Genomic DNA, 19106 nt, shown 5'->3' with positions numbered 1-19106 from the left:
GCGACCCGCGCCTGAAAACGAAGGCCCGGCACCCCGGACGGGGAGCCGGGCCTTCGCCCTGTCTACTGCTCCAACGCGTCCAGCGCGCCGAGCTGCTGCATCAGCCCCAGCTGGTCGTGCTGCCACCAGATCTCGGCGATCTTGCCGTTGTCGGCGAACCGGAACAGCGTCATCCCCGTCATGGTGACCTGCCTGCCGGTGGGCCCGACCCCCAGGAAGTCGCCCTTGTGCGTCGCGTTCCACGTCCACCGCGCGCAGGCCCGCTCACCCTGGGCGATCACGTCCTCGACCGTGAACGCGAAGTCGAAGGCGCCGCGCCACATCCGGAACTCGGCGCGGGCGTTGTCCAGCCCGATGGTGTCCTGCGGGTTCACCGGGTCGTGGCCGTGGACGTCCTCGTCCAGCAGGTCGTTGAGCGGCGGCAGCTCGCCCGCGGTCGCGAGCGCCTCGAAGAACCGCCGCACGGTGTGCACCATCAGGTACTCGTCCCGTACGACGTCCAGATCGACGAACGTCGGCATCTCGTCGCACAGCGCGACCATCTCCCGGAAGATCCGGTCGGTCTCCGGGAGGTTCGAGTTCCGCATCGCGTCCTCGTAGGACGGGAACTCCACCACTTCCACGATGTGCGACGCGTCGGAGCGGTCCGTGCCGACCACCGCGTGCGTCGCCGTCCGCTTCCCCTTGGTCTGCTCGACCCAGTCGTCGATGAGCCGGTTCATCTCGTCCAGCCGGCTCGTCCTGCACTCGATGAGCTGTACGAAGGTCATGGCGCCGCCTCCGGCCCCCCTGGTCCGGTACCGTCCCGCCCATTTTCCCACCGGGACGGCAGCGCCACCGCCGCTACTGCGGCCCGTACTTGCGCCCCGTCCGGGAACTGATCCCGCCCAGCAGCCCGCGCGGGGTCACCTTCACCAGCCCCATCAGCGCCTTGTACCGGGGATCCGGGATGGACAGCGTCCTGCCGCGCGCGAGATCGGCCAGGGCCGCCGCGACCAGCTTGTCGGCGTCCAGCCACATCCAGCCCGGGATGTTGTCCGTGCCCATCCCGGCCCGCTGGTGGAACTCGGTGCGCACGAATCCCGGGCACAGCGCCATCAGCCGGACCCCGCTGCCGGCCAGGTCCTTCGCCGCGCCCTGGGTGAACTGCACGACCCAGGCCTTGGACGCGCCGTACGTGCCGCGCGGGACGAACGCGGCCACCGAGGCGACGTTCACCACCCCGCCCCGGCCGCGTTCGCGCATCGCCTCGGCCGCCGCCGACGTCAGCCGGAGCACCGCCTCGCAGTGCACCTTGAGCATCCGCAGCTCGTCCGCCATCGCCACGTCCAGGTAGCGGCCCTTGTTGCCGAAGCCGGCATTGTTGATCAGCAGGTCGACCGGGTTCTTCCGGTCGCCGAGCCGGTCGGCGACCGCCTCGATCCCCTTGTCCTCGGACAGGTCGGCGGTCAGCACCTCCACCTCGATGCCGTGCCGGTCGTGCAGTTCCGTCGCCTGCTCGCGCAGCCGCTTGGTGTCCCGGGCCACCAGGACGAGGTCGTGCCCGTCCGCCGCCAGCCGGCGCGCGAACGCGGCACCGATCCCCGCGGTCGATCCCGTAATCAGAGACGTTGTCATGGCCCAAGGGTAGTGACCGGGAGCGGCGGCCTCCGTTGCCCGCCTCGCCCATGCCGGCCGACCTCCTGACGGCAGTTCAGGCCCCGTGCTCCGCCACGTACGCCCGGGCCTGCGCCAGCGTCTCGGTGTGCAGCGCCTCGCCCGCCGCGAGCAGCCGGGGCAGCAGCTCGCGCTCGGTGGTGACCGCGCGGAACTGCATCGTCGCCGTCACCCCGTGGTCCGGCCGGTGCACGATCTCGACCGGGTCTCCGGCCCGGATCTCGCCCGCCTGGATCACCCGGAGGTAGGCACCCGTTGCGCCCTTCCGTGTGAACCTCCTGACCCAGCCGCGTTCGCCCAGATGGCCCTGGAACGTGTGGCACGGGATGCGGCCCGCGGTCACCTCCAGCACCACCTCGGCACCGATCCGCCAGCGTTCGCCGATCAGCGCCCCGGAGACGTCGAGACCGTCCGTCGTCAGGTTCTCGCCGAAGCAACCATTGGCCAACGACCGGCCGAGTTCGCGCTCCCACACGTCGAGGTCCTCGCGGGCGTACGCGTACACCGCCTGGTCGTTCCCGCCGTGGTGGCGCGTGTGGCACACCGCGTCCCCGGCCAGCCCGCTCGCGCCGATCCCCTTGGGCCCCGGCGCCGCCACTCGCACGGGCCCGTCGGCCGGGTGCTTGTCGATGCCGGTCAGACCCTGCGGCTGGCTGGTGTAGGAGACCTGCCGGGGGCTGCCCAGATTGACGGAAAGAAGCTTCATGCCCGCACGGTAAGTGATCGGGCCCAAAGTGTCGACGCATTATCGGGCGCCGCACCCAAGGCTGCCTTATGCTCAAGAGGTGATCGAGGCCCGTCATCTCCGCGTCCTGCGCGCCGTCGCCACCACCGGCTCCTTCTCCGCCGCGGGGCGCCAGCTGGGCTGCACCCAGCCGGCCGTCAGCCAGCAGATGAAGGCCCTGGAGGCCTCGGTCGGCACCCCGCTGCTGGTCCGCACCGGGCGCGAGATGCGCCTCACCCAGGCCGGCGAGGCCCTCGTCCGGCACGCCTCGGGCATCCTCGCGGGGCTCACCGCCGCCGAGGAGGAGGTCGCCGCCATCGCCGGGCTGCGCGCGGGCCGGGTCCGGCTGGTGTCCTTCCCCAGCGGCAGCTCCACCCTGGTCCCCACCGCCCTGGCCGCCCTGCGCGCCGCCCACCCCGGCACCCGGGTCTCTCTGGAGGAGGCCGAGCCCCCGCGGTCCGTCGAACTGCTCCGCGAAGGCGACTGCGACCTGGCCCTGGCCTTCCGTTACGAGGGCGCCGCGGTCGCCGAGGACTGGGACGACCTCGTCGTACGCCCCCTGCTGACCGACCGCCTGGTCGCCCTGGTGCCCGAACGGCACCGGCTCGCGCGCGCGGAGGCCGTCGCGATCGGGGAGCTGGCCCAGGAGCCCTGGATCGCGGGCTGCCCGCGCTGCCGCGGCCAGCTGATCGAGGTGTGCGAGGGGGCCGGTTTCAGCCCGCGCATCGACTTCGCCACCGACGACTACCCGGCCGTGGTCGGCCTGGTCGGCGCGGGCCTCGGCGTCGCCGTACTGCCCCAGCTGGCCGTGGAGTCGGTGCGGCCCCGGGGCGTGCGCACGGTACGGCTGGAACCGGCGGTACGGCGGGAGATCGTCGCCCTCACCCTGCCCGACCTGGCACAGGTGCCGGCCGTGTCGGCGACGCTGGAGCAACTGGCCCGTGCCGCCCGTCCGGCCGGGCGCGGATAGGGGTCACTGCGGGCCAGAGGTCACGCGGAGCGAGTCACGGGCACGCGCGCGCGTGCCCGGTCATGGTTCCGAATGGATGAAGAAACGTTCCTTCAGTGATCCGAGGCGGTGTCCCCGCTGGTGGTCGACGCCGCCACCAGGCGGTTGCGCGCCCGCCCCATCAACTCCTCACGCTCGTCCTCGGTCAGTCCGCCCCAGACTCCGTACGGCTCGCGCACCGCCAGTGCGTGCGCCGCGCACTCCGCACGGACCGGGCACCTCATGCAGACCTCTTTGGCCGAGTTCTCGCGAGCGCTCCGAGCCGCCCCGCGCTCGCCCTCCGGGTGGAAGAAGAGCGAGCTGTCCACGCCGCGGCAGGCAGCCAGCAGCTGCCAGTCCCACAGGTCCGCGTTCGGTCCGGGAAGGCGGGAGAAATCTGCCATTACGTGACCCCTTGTCGCCGTTCTGGGCGGATACGGTGCCAACGACCGTACATCTCCGGTCTAAGGAGATGAAAATATGACTCATTGCGAATCTAGCCCCGGACACTGCAAAACGGGAAGAAAAAGGGCCAAATGGGGCATAGGTTGTGATGAAAACTTGTGGGTCCGTTGGGCATGTCTGCATCGTGTCGACCCCCTCACGTACAGTGCCGAAGACGGCACGCAGCCCCGTAACTCTTTCGAGTGACCGTCGTTGAGAGTGCGGAGGCGGTTGAAAACACAAGGGCTCGGGCAGGCGTCCGAGACGGTCGACCGCACAGGTGACGATTCCGTACCAGCCTGGAGGCTCAAGGTGACGCGCATCAGCTGCGGAGGGCGGTCATGACATCCGTCCTCGTCTGCGACGACTCCCCGCTTGCCCGAGAAGCACTGCGCCGCGCGGTCGCGACCGTGCCCGGTGTCGAGCGCGTGACGACGGCGGCCAACGGCGAGGAAGTCCTCCGCCGCTGGGGCGCCGACCGTTCCGACCTCATCCTGATGGACGTGCGCATGCCCGGTCTGGGCGGCGTCGAGACCGTGCGCCGGCTGCTGTCGGCCGACCCCGGCGCGCGCATCATCATGCTCACCGTCGCAGAGGACCTGGACGGCGTGGCCCTCGCGGTCGCCGCCGGGGCGCGTGGCTACCTGCACAAGGACGCCTCGCGCGCGGAGCTGCGCGCCACGGTGACGCAGGCCCTCGCCGACCCGACCTGGCGGCTCGCCCCGCGCCGCCTGCGCTCGGCCGAGATGGGCGCCGCGCCCACGCTCACCGCGCGCGAGATCCAGGTCCTGGAGGGCATGAGCCACGGCCGCTCGAACGCCGAGATCGGCCGTGAGCTGTTCCTCTCCGAGGACACGGTCAAGACGCACGCCCGGCGCCTGTTCAAGAAGCTCGGCGCCTCGGACCGGGCCCACGCGGTGGCCCTCGGCTTCCGCTGGGGACTGGTCCGGTAACCGATGCGAGGCCCTGCGGGCCGCCCGGCGCCGGTCACCCTCCGGTCCGGCTCCTGCGCGCGGCATCCGCGCGGGCGGGGGGTCGGTTCGCCGGCGGGCGTCTGCTCGGCGGGTGTCCGGCCGGTGGCTGGTCCGCCGGCGGGTGTCGGGCGGGCGGCTGGCTCGCCGACGGGTGTCGGGCGGGCAGCGCCGGCGCGGGACTTGCCGACGGGTGGTTCGCCGGCGGATGCCTGGGGGACAGGCGGTTCGCTGGCGGGTGGCTTGGCGGTGACTGGTTCGCGGGCGGGTGGCTTGCCGGTGGTCGGTATGCCGGCGGGTGGCTTGTCGACGGGTGGTTCCCCGAGGGGTGTCTGGCTGACGGCCGGTTCGCCGGCGGGTGGCTTGCCGGCGGTCGGTATGCCGACGGGTGGCTTGTCGGTGGCCGGCTCGCTGGCGGCTGTGGTCGGTTCGCGGGCGGGTGGCTTGCCGGCGGTCGGTTCGCGGGCGGGTGGCTTGCCGGCGCCTGGCTCGCTCTCGGCTGACTCGCTGACGGCCCGGCTTGACCGGGCCGGTCTGGCGGATCGGTGGACCGGCGGTCCGGCGCTCCCGTGTGGCGCCGCCGGGGATGCCCGGGGCGGCCGGGAGGGGCCGCACGTCCTCCGGACCGGTGTGCTCGTCCGCTCCCTACCGGCGCTCTTGCGCTCCCCGGTCCGCTGTGTGCTTCGTCTCGATGCCCGTGTGCTCCATGACGGCATCGGCGGCACCCGGGCGGGCGCCCCGGGGGGGCGGTGGCGTGCGGTGGCCGACAGGGGTGCCGTGGTCGCGCCCCGACCGGGTCGCGCCTTGATAGGGGCGTGCGAGGCGTGCCGCTCCGAGCGCCCGGGGGTCGGCCTCGGCGTGCCGCGGGCGACGAGAACCAGCAGGTCCCTGCCCCGACACCCGGTCGGCATGGACGTACGACATCGCCGTACACGCCGGCCTGCGAGCGCCCCCGACACCGGCGCTCCGGTGGTACGCCCCACACGGCGATGCCCACCGGCGCACAAGGCGACCCGACACGGTCCGCGAGCGCGCCGGCGCACTACACCGCCGAACCCCCCGGAGGGGCCTGTGCAAGGCGGCCCGCCGGACGCGCGCTGCTCGTTTCGGCGCGGATGCCGCATCCTTGAGATGTGGAGTCTCTCGGGGACGAGTCGGTCGAGCGGAAGGGGAGGGCGCAGGGAATGAGTGCCGGCGCACCTGCTCATAACGCTTCGGTGCACAACCACGAGCACGATGCGACGGACCGGACGGCCTCAGGGCACCATGGACCGATGCGCGACGACGAGGCGGGCACGGCCCATGGGGCGATCGGTGCGCTCGTGCATCGTGCCGTCGACGGGGACGAGCAGGCCACGCACGATCTGCTCGCCCATGTCCACCCGCTGGCGTTGCGCTACTGCCGCACCCGGCTGTCCAGGCTCCCCGGCGACGCGCGCCACTTCGTGGAGGACCTCGCCCAGGAGGTCTGCGTGGCGGTCCTCCTCGCCCTGCCCCGCTACCGCGACACCGGCCGCCCCTTCGAGGCGTTCGTCTTCGCCATCGCCTCCCACAAGGTCGCCGACCTCCAGCGCGCGGCGATGCGCCACCCGGGGTCGACCGCGGTGCCGTCCGACGAGATGCCCGAGCGGCCCGACGACTCCCTCGGCCCCGAGGAGCGCGCCCTGCTCAGCAGCGACGCGGAGTGGGCCAAGAAACTGCTGGCCAACCTCCCGGAGAACCAGCGGGAGCTGCTCCTGCTGCGCATCGCCGTGGGCTTGACCGCGGAGGAGACCGGGCAGATGTTGGGAATGTCACCCGGCGCGGTCCGGGTGGCCCAGCACCGGGCTCTGAGCCGCCTCAGGGCGCTCGCCGAACAGTAATCCCCCCTGCGGAGAGCCCTCGTGGCTCCTTCGCTGAACAGGTCCGCCGCCGGTTCCGTACGAACATACGAAGCCCCGAGCGACCCCGTACCGTGGAATTTGCTAGCGACGCTTCCCGTTAGCATGGACATCCGCACCGATCAAGGCCATTTGGGGAAGGTGTCATGACTGCCAACGTCGACGGAGTGCCCGGTAAATTCGCGACACTCGGGCTGACCTACGACGACGTGCTGCTGCTGCCGGGCCCGTCGGACATGGCACCCGACGAGATCGACACCGCCTCGTACGTCTCGAAGAACGTGCGGGTCAACATCCCGCTGCTGTCCGCCGCCATGGACAAGGTGACCGAGTCCCGCATGGCGATCGCGATGGCCCGCCAGGGCGGCGTCGGCGTCCTGCACCGCAACCTCTCCATCGAGGACCAGGCCAACCAGGTCGACCTGGTGAAGCGCTCCGAGTCCGGCATGGTCACCGACCCGATCACCATCCACCCGGAGGCCACGCTCGCCGAGGCCGACGCGCTGTGCGCCAAGTTCCGCATCAGCGGCGTCCCGGTGACCGGCAGCGACAAGAAGCTGCTCGGCATCGTCACCAACCGGGACATGGCCTTCGAGAGCGACCGCAGCCGCCGCGTGCACGAGGTCATGACCCCGATGCCGCTGGTCACCGGCAAGGTCGGCATCTCCGGCCCGGAGGCCATGGAGCTGCTGCGCAAGCACAAGATCGAGAAGCTGCCGCTGGTCGACGACGAGGGCGTCCTCAAGGGCCTGATCACGGTCAAGGATTTCGTCAAGGCGGAGAAGTACCCGAACGCCGCCAAGGACGCCGAGGGCCGCCTGCTGGTCGGCGCCGCGGTCGGTGTCGCCGGTGACGCCTTCGAGCGCGCCCAGGCCCTGATCGAGGCGGGCGTCGACTTCATCGTCGTGGACACCGCGCACGGCCACTCCCGTCTGGTCGGCGACATGATCGCCAAGATCAAGTCGAACTCCTCCGGCGTCGACGTCATCGGCGGCAACGTCGCCACCCGCGACGGCGCGCAGGCGCTGGTCGACGCGGGCGCCGACGGCATCAAGGTCGGTGTCGGGCCGGGCTCCATCTGTACGACCCGTGTGGTCGCCGGCGTCGGCGTCCCCCAGGTCACCGCGATCTACGAGGCCGCGCTCGCCGCCAAGGACGCCGGTGTCCCGGTCATCGGCGACGGCGGCCTGCAGTACTCCGGCGACATCGCCAAGGCCCTCGTCGCGGGCGCCGACACGGTGATGCTCGGCTCCCTGCTCGCGGGCTGCGAGGAGTCCCCGGGCGAGCTGCTGTTCATCAACGGCAAGCAGTTCAAGTCGTACCGCGGCATGGGCTCGCTCGGTGCCATGCAGTCCCGCGGCGACCGCAGGTCGTTCTCCAAGGACCGCTACTTCCAGGAGGGTGTCGCCTCCGACGAGCAGCTGATCCCCGAGGGCATCGAGGGCCAGGTGCCCTACCGCGGCCCGCTGTCCTCCGTCGTCCACCAGCTGGTCGGCGGCCTGCGCCAGTCGATGTTCTACGTCGGCGGCAGGACGGTCCCCGAGCTGCAGGCGGGCGGCCGGTTCGTGCGGATCACCTCGGCGGGTCTGAAGGAGAGCCACCCGCACGACATCCAGATGACGGTCGAGGCGCCGAACTACAGCAGCAAGCGGTAGCTCCCAGGTGGCACGCGCGGGCCTTCACGCGCGCGCGTGCCACCGGTGAAAGGGCGGCCCCGGACGATCCGGGGCCGCCCTTGTCGTACCCGTCGGCGATACTGGAAGGCGCTGCAACGCATAGGGAAAGGCCACCAACGTGACTGAGATCGAGATCGGGCGCGGCAAGCGCGGCCGCCGGGCGTACGCCTTCGACGACATCGCCGTCGTCCCCAGCCGCCGTACGCGGGACCCGAAGGAGGTCTCGATCGCCTGGCAGATCGACGCCTACCGCTTCGAGCTGCCCTTCCTGGCCGCTCCCATGGACTCCGTGGTCTCCCCGGCCACCGCCATCCGCATCGGCGAGCTGGGCGGCCTGGGCGTGCTCAACCTCGAGGGCCTGTGGACGCGGCACGAGGACCCGCAGCCGCTGCTGGACGAGATCGCCGAGCTGCCCGCCGAGCAGGCGACCCGCCGCCTCCAGGAGATCTACGCGGCACCGATCAAGGAGGAGCTGATCGGCGCCCGCATCAAGGAGGTCCGCGACTCCGGCGTGGTCACCGCCGCGGCGCTCTCCCCGCAGCGCACCGCCCAGTTCTCCAAGGCGGTCGTCGACGCGGGCGTGGACATCTTCGTCATCCGCGGTACGACGGTCTCGGCGGAGCACGTGTCGTCCTCGCACGAGCCGCTGAACCTGAAGCAGTTCATCTACGAGCTGGACGTCCCGGTGATCGTCGGCGGCTGCGCCACCTACACCGCCGCGCTGCACCTGATGCGCACCGGCGCGGCCGGCGTCCTGGTCGGCTTCGGCGGCGGCGCCGCGCACACCACGCGCAACGTCCTCGGCATCCAGGTCCCGATGGCCACGGCCGTCGCCGACGTGGCCGCTGCCCGCCGGGACTACATGGACGAGTCCGGCGGCCGGTACGTGCACGTGATCGCAGACGGCGGCGTCGGCTGGTCCGGCGACCTGCCCAAGGCGATCGCCTGCGGCGCCGACGCGGTCATGATGGGCTCCCCGCTGGCCCGGGGCACGGACGCGCCCGGCAAGGGCCACCACTGGGGCATGGAGGCGGTGAACGAGGAGCTGCCGCGCGGCAAGAAGGTCGACCTCGGCACGGTCGGCACGATCGAGGAGATCCTCACCGGCCCGTCGCACACCCCGGACGGCTCGATGAACTTCTTCGGCGCCCTGCGCCGCGCCATGGCCACCACCGGCTACAGCGAGCTGAAGGAGTTCCAGCGCGTCGAGGTGACGGTCGCGGACAGCCAGCACAGCCGGTAGTCGCCGGGGCGGTCGCCACGACGCCGGAAGGGCCGGTCATCCCGAGCGGATGACCGGCCCTTGCGCATGCCGGCTTCGGCTGCGAGCCCGCCCCCTTCACAACCGATGCGCCGCCCCCGTGGGCGTGGCCCCCCGGGTGTCCAGCAGGAGCTGGGCCTTCACGGAGAGGCCCTGCAGGTCGTACGTGCGGTGCTGCTGGAGCAGGATCGTGAGGTCGGCGTCGGCTGCGGCCTCGTACAGGGAGTCCGCGCGCGGGACCGGGCGGTCCAGGACGCTCCACGCGGGCACGTACGGGTCGTGGTAGCTCACGGCCGCGCCCAGCCCCATCAGCCGTACGGTGATCTCCTGGGCCGGTGTGCCCTGCAGATCGGCGAGGTCGGGCTTGTAGGTGACGCCGAGCAGCAGCACGCGGGCCCCGCGCGCGGACTTGCCGTGTTCGTTCAGGAGCGTGGCCGCGCGCTGGACGACGTACCGGGGCATCCGGTTGTTGACCTGCTGGGCCAGCTCGACCATGCGCAGGGTGCGGGTCGCGTGCCCGGTCAGGTCCTGAGCGGCGCCGTGTCCGCCGACGCCGGGTCCGGGACGGAACGCCTGGAAGCCGAAGGGCTTGGTCTCCGCGCAGCGGATGACGTCCCACAGGTCCACGCCCAGCTCGTGGCAGAGGACGGCCATCTCGTTGACGAGCGCGATGTTGACGTGCCGGTAGTTGGTCTCCAGCAGCTGCACGGTCTCCGCCTCGCGCAGCCCACGCGCGCGGACGACCTTGTCGGTGAGCCGGCCGTAGAACGTGGCGGCCGACTCCGTGCAGGCGGGGGTGAGGCCGCCGATCACCTTGGGGGTGCCGGCGGGCGTGTGGTCCCGGTTGCCGGGGTCCACCCGGCTGGGGGAGTAGGCGAGGTGGAAATCGCGGCCGGCGCGCAGACCCGAGCCCTCCTCCAGCAGCGGGCGCAGGAACTCCTCCGTCGTGCCGGGGAGCACCGGCGACTCCAGGATGACCGTGGTGTGCGGGCGCAGCCGTGCGGCCAGGGTGCGGGCCGCCGCCTCGACCTGGCCGAGGTCGAGTGCGCCGTCGGCACCGCGCGGGGTGGGCGCGCAGATCACCGCGGTGCGCACCCGGCCGAGCTGGGCCGGGTCGCTCAGGGGCCGGAATCCGGCGGAGTGCATCCGGCGCAGCTCCGCCGGACTGAGTGAGCCGACCTCGGGGCCGGTGGCATAGCCGACGGTGGAGACACCGGCGGCGACGGCGGCCTGGGCGAGCGGCAAGCCGTAGGGACCGAGTCCGATGACGGCGAGGTCTGCGGGCATGGCGTGAGCCGTCCTTCCCAGTAGCCGAAGCGGGACAGGTGCGCAACCGCTGTGGACAGGATGAGCGAGTGCACTGCCAGACTAGGTACACATATGACCGTTATGTGTGATTGTGTTTGTGTGTCTTCCGAGGGTTGTGCGCGAGTTGTCCACAGGTTGGGAGCCCGTGGTGGCTGACGCCGGGCAACCAAGTCAGAATTTGGGCATGAGGAGGGGATGAACCGGGCTTCGCCTCCGGGTGCGGCCGACGCGAGCGAGTGTGCGACAGCGGGAGGCAGCGGTGAGGACAGCGACTCTGGGGCCGGCGCAGCGCGCCGAGGCACTGGCGGCGATGGCGGAGCGCGAGCTGGACGTGCTGGTGGTCGGCGCCGGGGTGGTGGGAGCCGGCACCGCGCTGGACGCCGTCACCCGCGGCCTGTCCACCGGCCTGGTCGAGGCCCGCGACTGGGCGTCCGGCACCTCCAGCCGGTCCAGCAAGCTGATCCACGGCGGGCTGCGCTATCTGGAGATGCTCGACTTCGCCCTGGTCCGCGAGGCCCTCAAGGAGCGCGGCCTGCTGCTGGAGCGCCTCGCCCCGCACCTGGTCAAACCGGTCCCGTTCCTCTACCCGCTCCAGCACAAGGGCTGGGAGCGGCTGTACGCCGGCTCGGGCGTCGCGCTGTACGACGCGATGTCGATGGCCCGCGGCCACGGCAGGGGCCTTCCCATACACCGCCACCTGACCCGCCGTCACGCCCTGCGCGTGGCCCCCTGCCTGAAGAAGGACGCCCTGGTCGGCGCCCTGCAGTACTACGACGCCCAGATGGACGACGCCCGCTTCGTGGCCACCCTGGTGCGCACGGCGGCGTCCTACGGCGCGAAGGTGGCCAACCGCGCGCGTGTGACCGGGTTCCTGCGCGAGGGCGAGCGGGTCGTCGGCGCCCGGGTGCAGGACGTGGAGGGCGGCGGGGAGTACGAGATCCGCGCCCAGCAGGTCGTCAACGCCACCGGCGTGTGGACCGACGACACGCAGGCCATGGTGGGCGAGCGCGGGCAGTTCCACGTCCGCGCCTCCAAGGGCATCCACCTGGTCGTGCCCAAGGACCGCATCCACTCCACCACCGGCCTGATCCTGCGCACCGAGAAGTCCGTGCTGTTCGTCATCCCCTGGGGCCGGCACTGGATCGTCGGCACCACCGACACCGAATGGGACCTGGACAAGGCCCACCCGGCCGCGTCCAGCGCCGACATCGACTATCTGCTGGAACACGTCAACTCGGTGCTCGCCGTGCCGCTCGCCCGCGACGACGTCCAGGGCGTGTACGCCGGGCTGCGCCCGCTGCTGGCCGGCGAGTCCGACGCCACCAGCAAGCTGTCGCGCGAGCACACGGTGGCCCATCCGGCGCCGGGGCTGGTGGTCGTGGCGGGCGGCAAGTACACGACCTACCGGGTGATGGCCAAGGACGCCGTGGACGAGGCGGTGCACGGCCTCGACATGCGCGTCGCCGACTGCGTGACCGAGGAGACCCCGCTGCTCGGCGCGGAGGGCTACCAGGCGCTGTGGAACGCGCGAGCGCGCATCGCCGCCCGCACCGGGCTGCACGTGGTCCGCGTGGAACACCTGCTGAACCGGTACGGCTCCCTGGCCGAGGAGGTCCTGGACCTGATCGCCGCCGACCCCGCGCTCGGCGAGCCGCTGCATGCCGCCGACGACTACCTGCGCGCCGAGGTGGTGTACGCCGCCTCGCACGAGGGCGCCCGGCACCTGGACGACGTCCTCACCCGCCGCACCCGCATCTCCATCGAAACCTTCGACCGCGGCACCCGCAGCGCCCGCGAGGCGGCCGAGCTGATGGCACCGGTCCTGGGCTGGGACAAGGGCCAGATCGAGCGCGAGGTCGAGCACTACGAGAAGCGGGTGGAGGCCGAGCGCGAGTCCCAGCTCCAGCCGGACGACCAGACGGCGGACGCGGCGAGGCTGGGAGCACCGGACATCGTCCCGCTGTAAAACCAGCCCCCGCCGACCCGGCTCCGCCGGGCCCCGTCCCGCTCTCCCGGCGTGACCGCGACGAGCCGAGACCATGGTGACCGCCCGGTGCCGGACCGGCCGTACCCCATCCATGTCCGTCGGCCGTGAGTGCGCGGAGCCGGACTCGCCCCGAGCTTCACCCGGACGAGTGACGCGGAGCGGGATCTCCGCCCGGATCCCAGCCGTTCTACCGGGTGCGAGGGCAGAACTCGGCGGCGAGCAGGGCCGGTTCGAGGCGGGGGTCTGTGATCGCGTCCGTGTTCACCCGGAAGGTGAGGACACGGCGGCCGTCGGCGGTGGCTGCGCTGCGCACGTAGCTCCCGGATATCCGGCCGTTGTGCCCCCACACGGTGGTGCCGCACGGCAGCTTCACCGGAATCAGCCCCATGCCGTACGAGCCGTGTGCGGCACGGGTGTCGAACATCTCGCGCAGCCAGCGCGAGGGCAGCAGCCAGCCGCCGAGCAGGGCCGCGTAGAAGCGGTCGACGTCGGCCAGCGTGGTCACCAGCTCACCCGCCGCGCCGGCCACGCGCGGGTCGAGCTCGGTGACGTCGGAGCCGTCGGCGGCGTAGGCGCGGCCGTGCGGCGAGGGCAGCGACCTGCGGGACCCGGGAAAGGAGGTACCCGTCAGACCCAGCGGAGCGATGACGCGGCGCTCGGCCTCGGCGGCGTAGGAGTGACCGGTGACCTGGCGGACGACCAGGCCGAGCAGAACGTAGTTGGCGCTGGAGTAGAAGTAGCGGCCCGGGCGGCCCGGAGGGAGGGAGAGGGCGATGCGCACCGCCTGAAGCGGAGTCAGGGGCACGGTGCCACCGGTGGCTTCGGTGAAGTCGGCCAGCCCGCTGGTGTGGGTGAGCAGGGCCCGCAGGGTGAGGCGCCGGCCGTCGGTGCCGCGCCCGCGCAGCAGTCCCGGCAGGTGCTGCTCCACGGTGTCGGACAGGGAGAGCCGGTGCTCCGCGGCCAGCTGGAGCACGACCGTCGCGACGAAGGTCTTGGTGATGCTGCCGGCCCGGAAACGGTCGGCGCGGGCGATGCCCTGGCCTGCGGCCGCGTAGCGCAGGCGCACCCCGTCCGTGCCGGCGTCCCGGACCAGCAGGGCCGCGGCGGGTGCTGCGCCGTCGTGGACGAAGAACGGCAGGACCGAGTCCGTGGCGGCGGCCGGGGCGGCGTCCTGGGAGGCGGCCGGCGCGAGCAGCAGCGCCAGACACACCGGTATGGACAGGACTGTCCGAAGCGTCGGCATCCCGGTTCCTCCCTTCTTACGACCCATCATCCCGGTAAGCGGAACGGCTGCTTCAGAGGGGCTCGGGGGCCGCGGAGGGCGGACCGGGGCCAGTGGCACCCTGGGCGTCGGGCACTTGTCGGGTGAGAGACAATGGAGGCTCTGTCAGGGCGGGTTGTATGAGGGGACGCATGTCGGAGGCGGAGCGGGCGGGTACATCTCGTCAGGAGACTCGTCAGGACAAGAGCGAGCGGCGTCTCCTCGCCGGGCGGTACCGGCTGGGAGACGTGCTGGGCCGGGGCGGCATGGGCACGGTCTGGCGTGCCGAGGACGAGACCCTGGGCCGGACGGTCGCCGTCAAGGAGTTGCGGTTCCCGTCGAACATCGACGAGGAGGAGAAGCGGCGCCTGATCACGCGCACCCTGCGCGAGGCCAAGGCGATCGCCCGGATCCGCAACAACAGTGCGGTGACGGTCTTCGACGTGGTCGACGAGGACGACCGGCCGTGGATCGTCATGGAACTGGTCGAGGGCAAGTCCCTGGCCGAGGTCATCCGCGAGGACGGCCTGCTGGAGCCGAAGCGCGCCGCCGAGGTGGGGCTCGCCATCCTCGACGTGCTGCGCTCCGCGCACCGGGAGGGCATCCTGCACCGGGACGTGAAGCCGTCCAACGTGCTGATCGCCGAGGACGGCCGGGTCGTGCTCACCGACTTCGGTATCGCGCAGGTCGAGGGTGACCCGTCCATCACCTCCACCGGCATGCTCGTCGGCGCCCCCTCCTACATCTCGCCGGAACGGGCCCGCGGCCACAAGCCGGGCCCGGCGGCCGACCTCTGGTCGCTCGGCGGCCTGCTGTACGCGGCGGTCGAGGGTTCGCCGCCCTACGACAAGGGCTCGGCGATCGCCACGCTCACCGCGGTGATGACCGAGCCGCTGGAGGAGCCGAAGAACGCGGGACCGCTCCGGGACGTCATCTACGGCCTGCTGACGAAGGATCCGGCCAAGCGGCTCGACGACGCCGGGGCCCGGGCCATGCTCAACGCGGTGATACGCGCGCCCGAGCCGGAGCCGATGGACGCCACGCGGGTGGTACCGCTGCCGGCGCAGCCCGGCGGGCCCGAGGGCAGGCGGGGCGAGGAGCCCGGGGAGAAGCTGCGCGGCGCGCTGCGGTCGGTGCGCAAGGCGGCCGGGGTGGCCACCGGCGCGGCGTCGGCGCGGGCGAAGAGCGGCAGCGAGCCGGCCGCGCCGGGTGCGGGCGGCACGCCGGGCGCCGGGGGCGCGGTCTCCGGTGGGGCGCGGCCGGGTGCGCCCGGTACTCCCGGTGGGCCGGGGGCCGGGTCCGGTGCCGCCGGTGTGCCGGACTCCAGCGCGAAGAAGACCGGTTCCGGCTGGCCCGTGGTGCCGCCGCCGGACCTGGACCTGCCGCCGCGGCCGGTGCCGAGGGCGCCGCTGACCGACGTGGTGCCCCGGCGCACGCTGATCGTCATCGCCGTGATCGTCGTGCTCGCGGTGCTCGGGACCGTGCTGGCCATCGCCCTGAGCGGCGACGACAGCAAGGGCGACAAGAGCGGGGCCAAGGCCGTGACCAGCGCCAGTGCGTCCGCCAAGCGGGACAAGGGCACCGGGAGCGGCACGGACACCGGGAAGCGGACGGACGGGGCGAGTTCCGCGGCCGGGGGCAACGATTCCGGGCCGGACGGCACGGCGGAGGCCGAGGCGAGCCGGTCCGCCGAAGGCTCCGACTCCGACGCGTCCGGCAACTCCGGGTCGAAGGACGGCGGGAGCGCCCCGGTGGTCTCGACCCGCAAGGGCGGCCAGGGCTACTCGATCGGGCTGCCCAAGGGGTGGAAGTTCCGGACCACCGGGCGCGCCGGCGACCGCTACACCGGGCCCGACGGGCAGAAGCTGCTCGTCGCCTGGACCGGCACGCCCAAGGGCGACCCGGTGGCGGACTGGAAGAACCAGGAGCGCTACATGGTGCGCTCCCAGTACCACCGGATCCGGATCGAGAAGGTGGACTACCGCGGCTGGAACACCGCCGACTGGGAGTTCACCTACACCGAGGGCGGCACCGGGTACCGCACGATCGACCGGGGTTTCGTGGTGAACGACCACCTCGGTTACGCGCTGATGTACACCGCGAAGGACGCCGACTGGCACGGCGATCTGCGCAAGGACACCTGGAAGACGTTGACGAAGTCCTTCGCACCGAAGTCGTAGGCGCGGTGCGCCGGTTTGGTGCGTGAGAATCCGTCATCCACTCAATGCGGGTTGCCTCCGGCACGTATCGTGAAGGGTCGCGGACCGTACGCAGCCGCATGCGTGTGCGAAACGGACCGTGAGGCGATCGGACATGACCAACCGGGCGGCCGGGGGAGGCTCAGTGGACGACTACGCGGGTCGGGTGCTCGCCGACCGCTACCGCCTGCCACTGCCGCCGTCGGACGAGTACGAACTCACCGAGACCCGCGCCTTCGACACCTACAGCGGTCAGGAAGTCCTCGTCCGGCAGGTGCCGTTGCCGGAGGTCGTCGAGGCCGAGGTGCTCGACGCGGAGGGGCTGCCCGAGGGGTTCACCGCCCGGCAGCGCGGCCGCCGGGCGCCCGAGGCCAGGGCCGCCACCCGGCAGCCGACCGATCCGGCGGTGCGGCGCGCCGTCGAGGCCGCGCAGGCCGCGGCCGGCATCCCCGACCATCCGCGTCTGGACCAGGTCTTCGACGTGTTCGCCGAGGGCGGGTCGCTGTGGATCGTCAGCGAGCTGGTGGCCGCGCGACCGCTGGCCGCACTGCTCGCCCAGCAGCCGCTGTCGCCGTACCGGGCGGCCGAGGTCGCCTCCGACGTGCTCATGGCGCTCCGGGTGTTGCACGCCCACGGCTGGGTGCACCGCAACATCACCGCCCGCACCGTCCTGGTCTGCGACGACGGCCGTGTGATGCTCACCGGTCTGGCGGCCGGCGCGGCGGAGGAGGCGCTGTGCGGGTACGACCCGGTGCCGGCGCCCGAGGACCTGGACGAGGGCGGTGAACCGGACTCCGCCGACGGCCCCGTCGGCCTCGGTCCCGGCACAGCAGTCACCGGAGTGTCCGGCGACCCGGCCGCGGAGCTCGATCCCGAGGCCGCGCGGCGGGCCGCGATCCAGGCGCGGGCGGCCGGCGGACTCCCGGCACCGGAGGCGGACGGGCTGTCCGGTCCGGCGGGGCAGCCGGCCCTGGAGAGCGGCGCCGACATCCGGGCCGCCCGGGCCGGGGCCATCGCCGCGTACCGCGCGGGCGCCCGCGCCGCCGCCCGGGTGCACGAGGCCCAGCAGAGCGAGCACGCCGCCCTCCCGGGTGCCCGTCCGGCCGCCGAGGACGAGGGGGCGCCGTCGTCGTACCCGTACTCCTCGGACGCGGGAAGTGCGGCGCCGCCCGGGCGGATAGCCGACCCCTACGGGGTGCGCGGCGCCCCGTGGCACGGCGCCGCGCCGCGCACCGGAGCCGGCGGTACGCCCCCGGCCCTGGGCGGCGGTGCGCGCCGGCCGGGGCTGCCGGCGGCGGATCCCCGGCCCGGGCACGCCTCCGTGCCGGGCCAGGGGTACGCCCCGGGTGCCGAGCCGGCGTCCGGGACCGGACGCCAGGGCGCCGGCCCCGCCGTGCCCGCACAGGCGGCCGGCCGGTGGGACGAGCCGGGTGCCGTACGCCGGGGGCCCGGGACCGCGCTGGCCGCCGAGCGGGCGCGGCAGGTGCGGATGACCGTGGTGGGGCCGGTGACCGAGCGCTGGGCGCCCGAGCAGGCCGGGCCCGTGCACGAGAACTGGCAGCTCGCGGCGCCGATCGGCCCGGCCACCGACCTGTGGGCGCTGGGCGCCCTGCTGTTCCGGGCCGTGCAGGGGCATGCGCCGTACCCGGAGGAGTCGACGGCCGAGCTGGTGCAGCTGGTGTGCGCCGAGCCGCCCGCCTTCGCCGAGGAGTGCGGTCCGCTGCGGCCGGTCGTGGAGTCGCTGCTGCGCCAGGACCCCACCGAGCGGCCGGACGTGGAGGAGCTGAGCGGCTGGCTGCGGTCGCTGGTGCGGTCCGCGCCCGAGCCGGACGCCGGCACCCATGTCGTGCCGGTGCCGCCCGCCGACCCGAGCCGGCTGCCGATCGTGCGGCGCCGCGGTGAGCTGGTGCGCAGGCGGCGCGCCGGGCTGCCCGCGGCCCATCCGCACGGCCGGCACAAGCGGGCCCGGGAGGGTGCCCGTTCGCCGCGCAGCCTGGGCCGGACCCTGCTCCTGCTGATCCTGCTCCTGCTGGCCGGCGCGATCGCGTACGCGATGCTGTTCATGCCGAAGCAGGGCGAGAGCGGCGCGGCGGGCGGCGACCGTACCGGCAGCGCCGGACAGGCGAGTCCCGCGCCCTCGCACACCGGGCAGCCGTCCGGCGGACCGAGCGCGCCGGGCGGCGACGCCACCGCCTCCGCGCCCGCGACCGAGACGCAGACCGGCGGGGACCCCTCCGTCCCCGACGGGTTCACGCTGCAGAAGGACCCGGACGGCTTCCAGGTCGCCGTCGCCGAGGGCTGGAACCGCATCCCGAAGAACGGCAGCGGCCAGGTGGTGTACGCGCACGGGAACTTCGAGCTGATCGTCGTACCGGGCCGCGACGGCACGTCCGCGTACGGCAGCGATCCGATGGTCTACCAGCGGGACAAGGAGCGCGAACTCCAGCCGTACCGCGACTCCAGCTGGGCCACGGCCTCCGGCCTGCGGACCATCGAGGTGGGCGGACGCACCATGGCGGAGGGGCAGTTCACCTGGACCGACGGGCAGGGCCGGGACCTGTTCGTGCGGAACATGGCGCTGCTGCTGAACGGCCGGTACCACATCGTCCAGGTGCGCGGTCCGGAGGCCGAGCGCGACGAGGTGACACGGTTGTACGAGCAAGCTACCGCGACGTATCGCTACACCGGTTGAGCAGCGTGTATCCGGGGCGGGACGGAGTCCTTCCGGTTCCCTTTCTCGCGCGGAAATGAC

The 19106-nt window shown here is 72.8% G+C and carries 14 protein-coding genes; 8 read left to right on the top strand and 6 right to left on the bottom strand.

The window, feature by feature from the left end; translation table 11 throughout:
* Positions 1-62: 62 nt before the first annotated feature.
* The 3 genes from ACIP4Y_RS16425 to ACIP4Y_RS16415 form a co-directional block, all read right to left on the bottom strand.
* Entirely contained in the window at positions 63-770 is a 708-nt protein-coding gene (locus ACIP4Y_RS16425) for an ester cyclase (protein WP_401393376.1), read from the bottom strand.
* A gap of 73 nt (positions 771-843) precedes the next feature.
* Positions 844-1617 carry an SDR family NAD(P)-dependent oxidoreductase gene (locus tag ACIP4Y_RS16420; protein WP_401393373.1) on the bottom strand — a complete coding sequence of 258 codons (774 nt, stop codon included), beginning with the start codon at positions 1615-1617 and terminating at the stop codon, positions 844-846.
* Between the two features lie 76 nt (positions 1618-1693).
* Positions 1694-2362, bottom strand: coding sequence for an MOSC domain-containing protein (locus tag ACIP4Y_RS16415; RefSeq protein ID WP_401393370.1), 669 nt, complete (start codon positions 2360-2362; stop codon positions 1694-1696).
* A 79-nt stretch (positions 2363-2441) separates the two neighbouring features.
* On the opposite strand from ACIP4Y_RS16415, the gene ACIP4Y_RS16410 reads away from it, so the two are divergent.
* On the top strand, positions 2442-3350 hold the full coding sequence (locus tag ACIP4Y_RS16410) for a LysR family transcriptional regulator (protein ID WP_401393367.1): 909 nt from the start codon (positions 2442-2444) through the stop codon (positions 3348-3350).
* A gap of 92 nt (positions 3351-3442) precedes the next feature.
* On the opposite strand, the gene ACIP4Y_RS16405 is transcribed toward ACIP4Y_RS16410, so the two are convergent.
* Complete coding sequence (locus ACIP4Y_RS16405; RefSeq protein WP_030641276.1) at positions 3443-3772, bottom strand: WhiB family transcriptional regulator; 330 nt, start codon at positions 3770-3772, stop codon at positions 3443-3445.
* A 381-nt stretch (positions 3773-4153) separates the two neighbouring features.
* Between ACIP4Y_RS16405 and ACIP4Y_RS16400 the strand changes: the two genes are divergently transcribed.
* The 4 genes from ACIP4Y_RS16400 to ACIP4Y_RS16385 all read left to right on the top strand — a co-directional run bounded on the left by ACIP4Y_RS16400 (position 4154) and on the right by ACIP4Y_RS16385 (position 9582).
* The gene (locus ACIP4Y_RS16400) at positions 4154-4765 is read left to right on the top strand and encodes a response regulator transcription factor (RefSeq protein ID WP_003948568.1); all 612 of its coding nucleotides are present in this window, start codon (positions 4154-4156) and stop codon (positions 4763-4765) included.
* A gap of 1292 nt (positions 4766-6057) precedes the next feature.
* On the top strand, positions 6058-6645 hold the full coding sequence (locus ACIP4Y_RS16395) for a sigma-70 family RNA polymerase sigma factor (RefSeq protein ID WP_030641278.1): 588 nt from the start codon (positions 6058-6060) through the stop codon (positions 6643-6645).
* A 164-nt stretch (positions 6646-6809) separates the two neighbouring features.
* Entirely contained in the window at positions 6810-8318 is a 1509-nt protein-coding gene (gene guaB, locus ACIP4Y_RS16390) for an IMP dehydrogenase (protein ID WP_358647322.1), read from the top strand.
* A 139-nt stretch (positions 8319-8457) separates the two neighbouring features.
* Complete coding sequence (locus ACIP4Y_RS16385; RefSeq protein WP_358647323.1) at positions 8458-9582, top strand: GuaB3 family IMP dehydrogenase-related protein; 1125 nt, start codon at positions 8458-8460, stop codon at positions 9580-9582.
* A 96-nt stretch (positions 9583-9678) separates the two neighbouring features.
* Here the strand turns inward: ACIP4Y_RS16385 and ACIP4Y_RS16380 are convergent, their stop codons facing one another.
* Positions 9679-10887 (bottom strand): nucleotide sugar dehydrogenase, encoded by a 1209-nt coding sequence (locus ACIP4Y_RS16380; RefSeq protein ID WP_401393361.1) that lies wholly within the window; start codon positions 10885-10887, stop codon positions 9679-9681.
* A gap of 280 nt (positions 10888-11167) precedes the next feature.
* On the opposite strand from ACIP4Y_RS16380, the gene ACIP4Y_RS16375 reads away from it, so the two are divergent.
* Complete coding sequence (locus ACIP4Y_RS16375) at positions 11168-12874, top strand: glycerol-3-phosphate dehydrogenase/oxidase (protein WP_401393358.1); 1707 nt, start codon at positions 11168-11170, stop codon at positions 12872-12874.
* Between the two features lie 208 nt (positions 12875-13082).
* Here the strand turns inward: ACIP4Y_RS16375 and ACIP4Y_RS16370 are convergent, their stop codons facing one another.
* Positions 13083-14138 (bottom strand): serine hydrolase domain-containing protein, encoded by a 1056-nt coding sequence (locus ACIP4Y_RS16370; protein WP_401393355.1) that lies wholly within the window; start codon positions 14136-14138, stop codon positions 13083-13085.
* Between the two features lie 170 nt (positions 14139-14308).
* Here ACIP4Y_RS16370 and ACIP4Y_RS16365 point away from each other — a divergent pair, with 170 nt between their 5' ends.
* Together ACIP4Y_RS16365 and ACIP4Y_RS16360 are read left to right on the top strand one after the other, a co-directional pair.
* Positions 14309-16336 (top strand): protein kinase, encoded by a 2028-nt coding sequence (locus tag ACIP4Y_RS16365; protein ID WP_401393352.1) that lies wholly within the window; start codon positions 14309-14311, stop codon positions 16334-16336.
* 163 nt (positions 16337-16499) lie between these two features.
* A complete protein-coding gene (locus ACIP4Y_RS16360; protein WP_401393349.1) occupies positions 16500-19046 on the top strand; it encodes a protein kinase in 2547 nt (848 codons plus the stop codon).
* Positions 19047-19106 lie beyond the last annotated feature (60 nt).

The organism is Streptomyces sp. NPDC088810 (assembly GCF_044750305.1).
GTDB lineage: Bacteria > Actinomycetota > Actinomycetes > Streptomycetales > Streptomycetaceae > Streptomyces.
The sequence above is the reverse complement of the archived record's forward strand: the minus strand, read 5'-3'. Positions and strand labels throughout refer to the sequence as shown.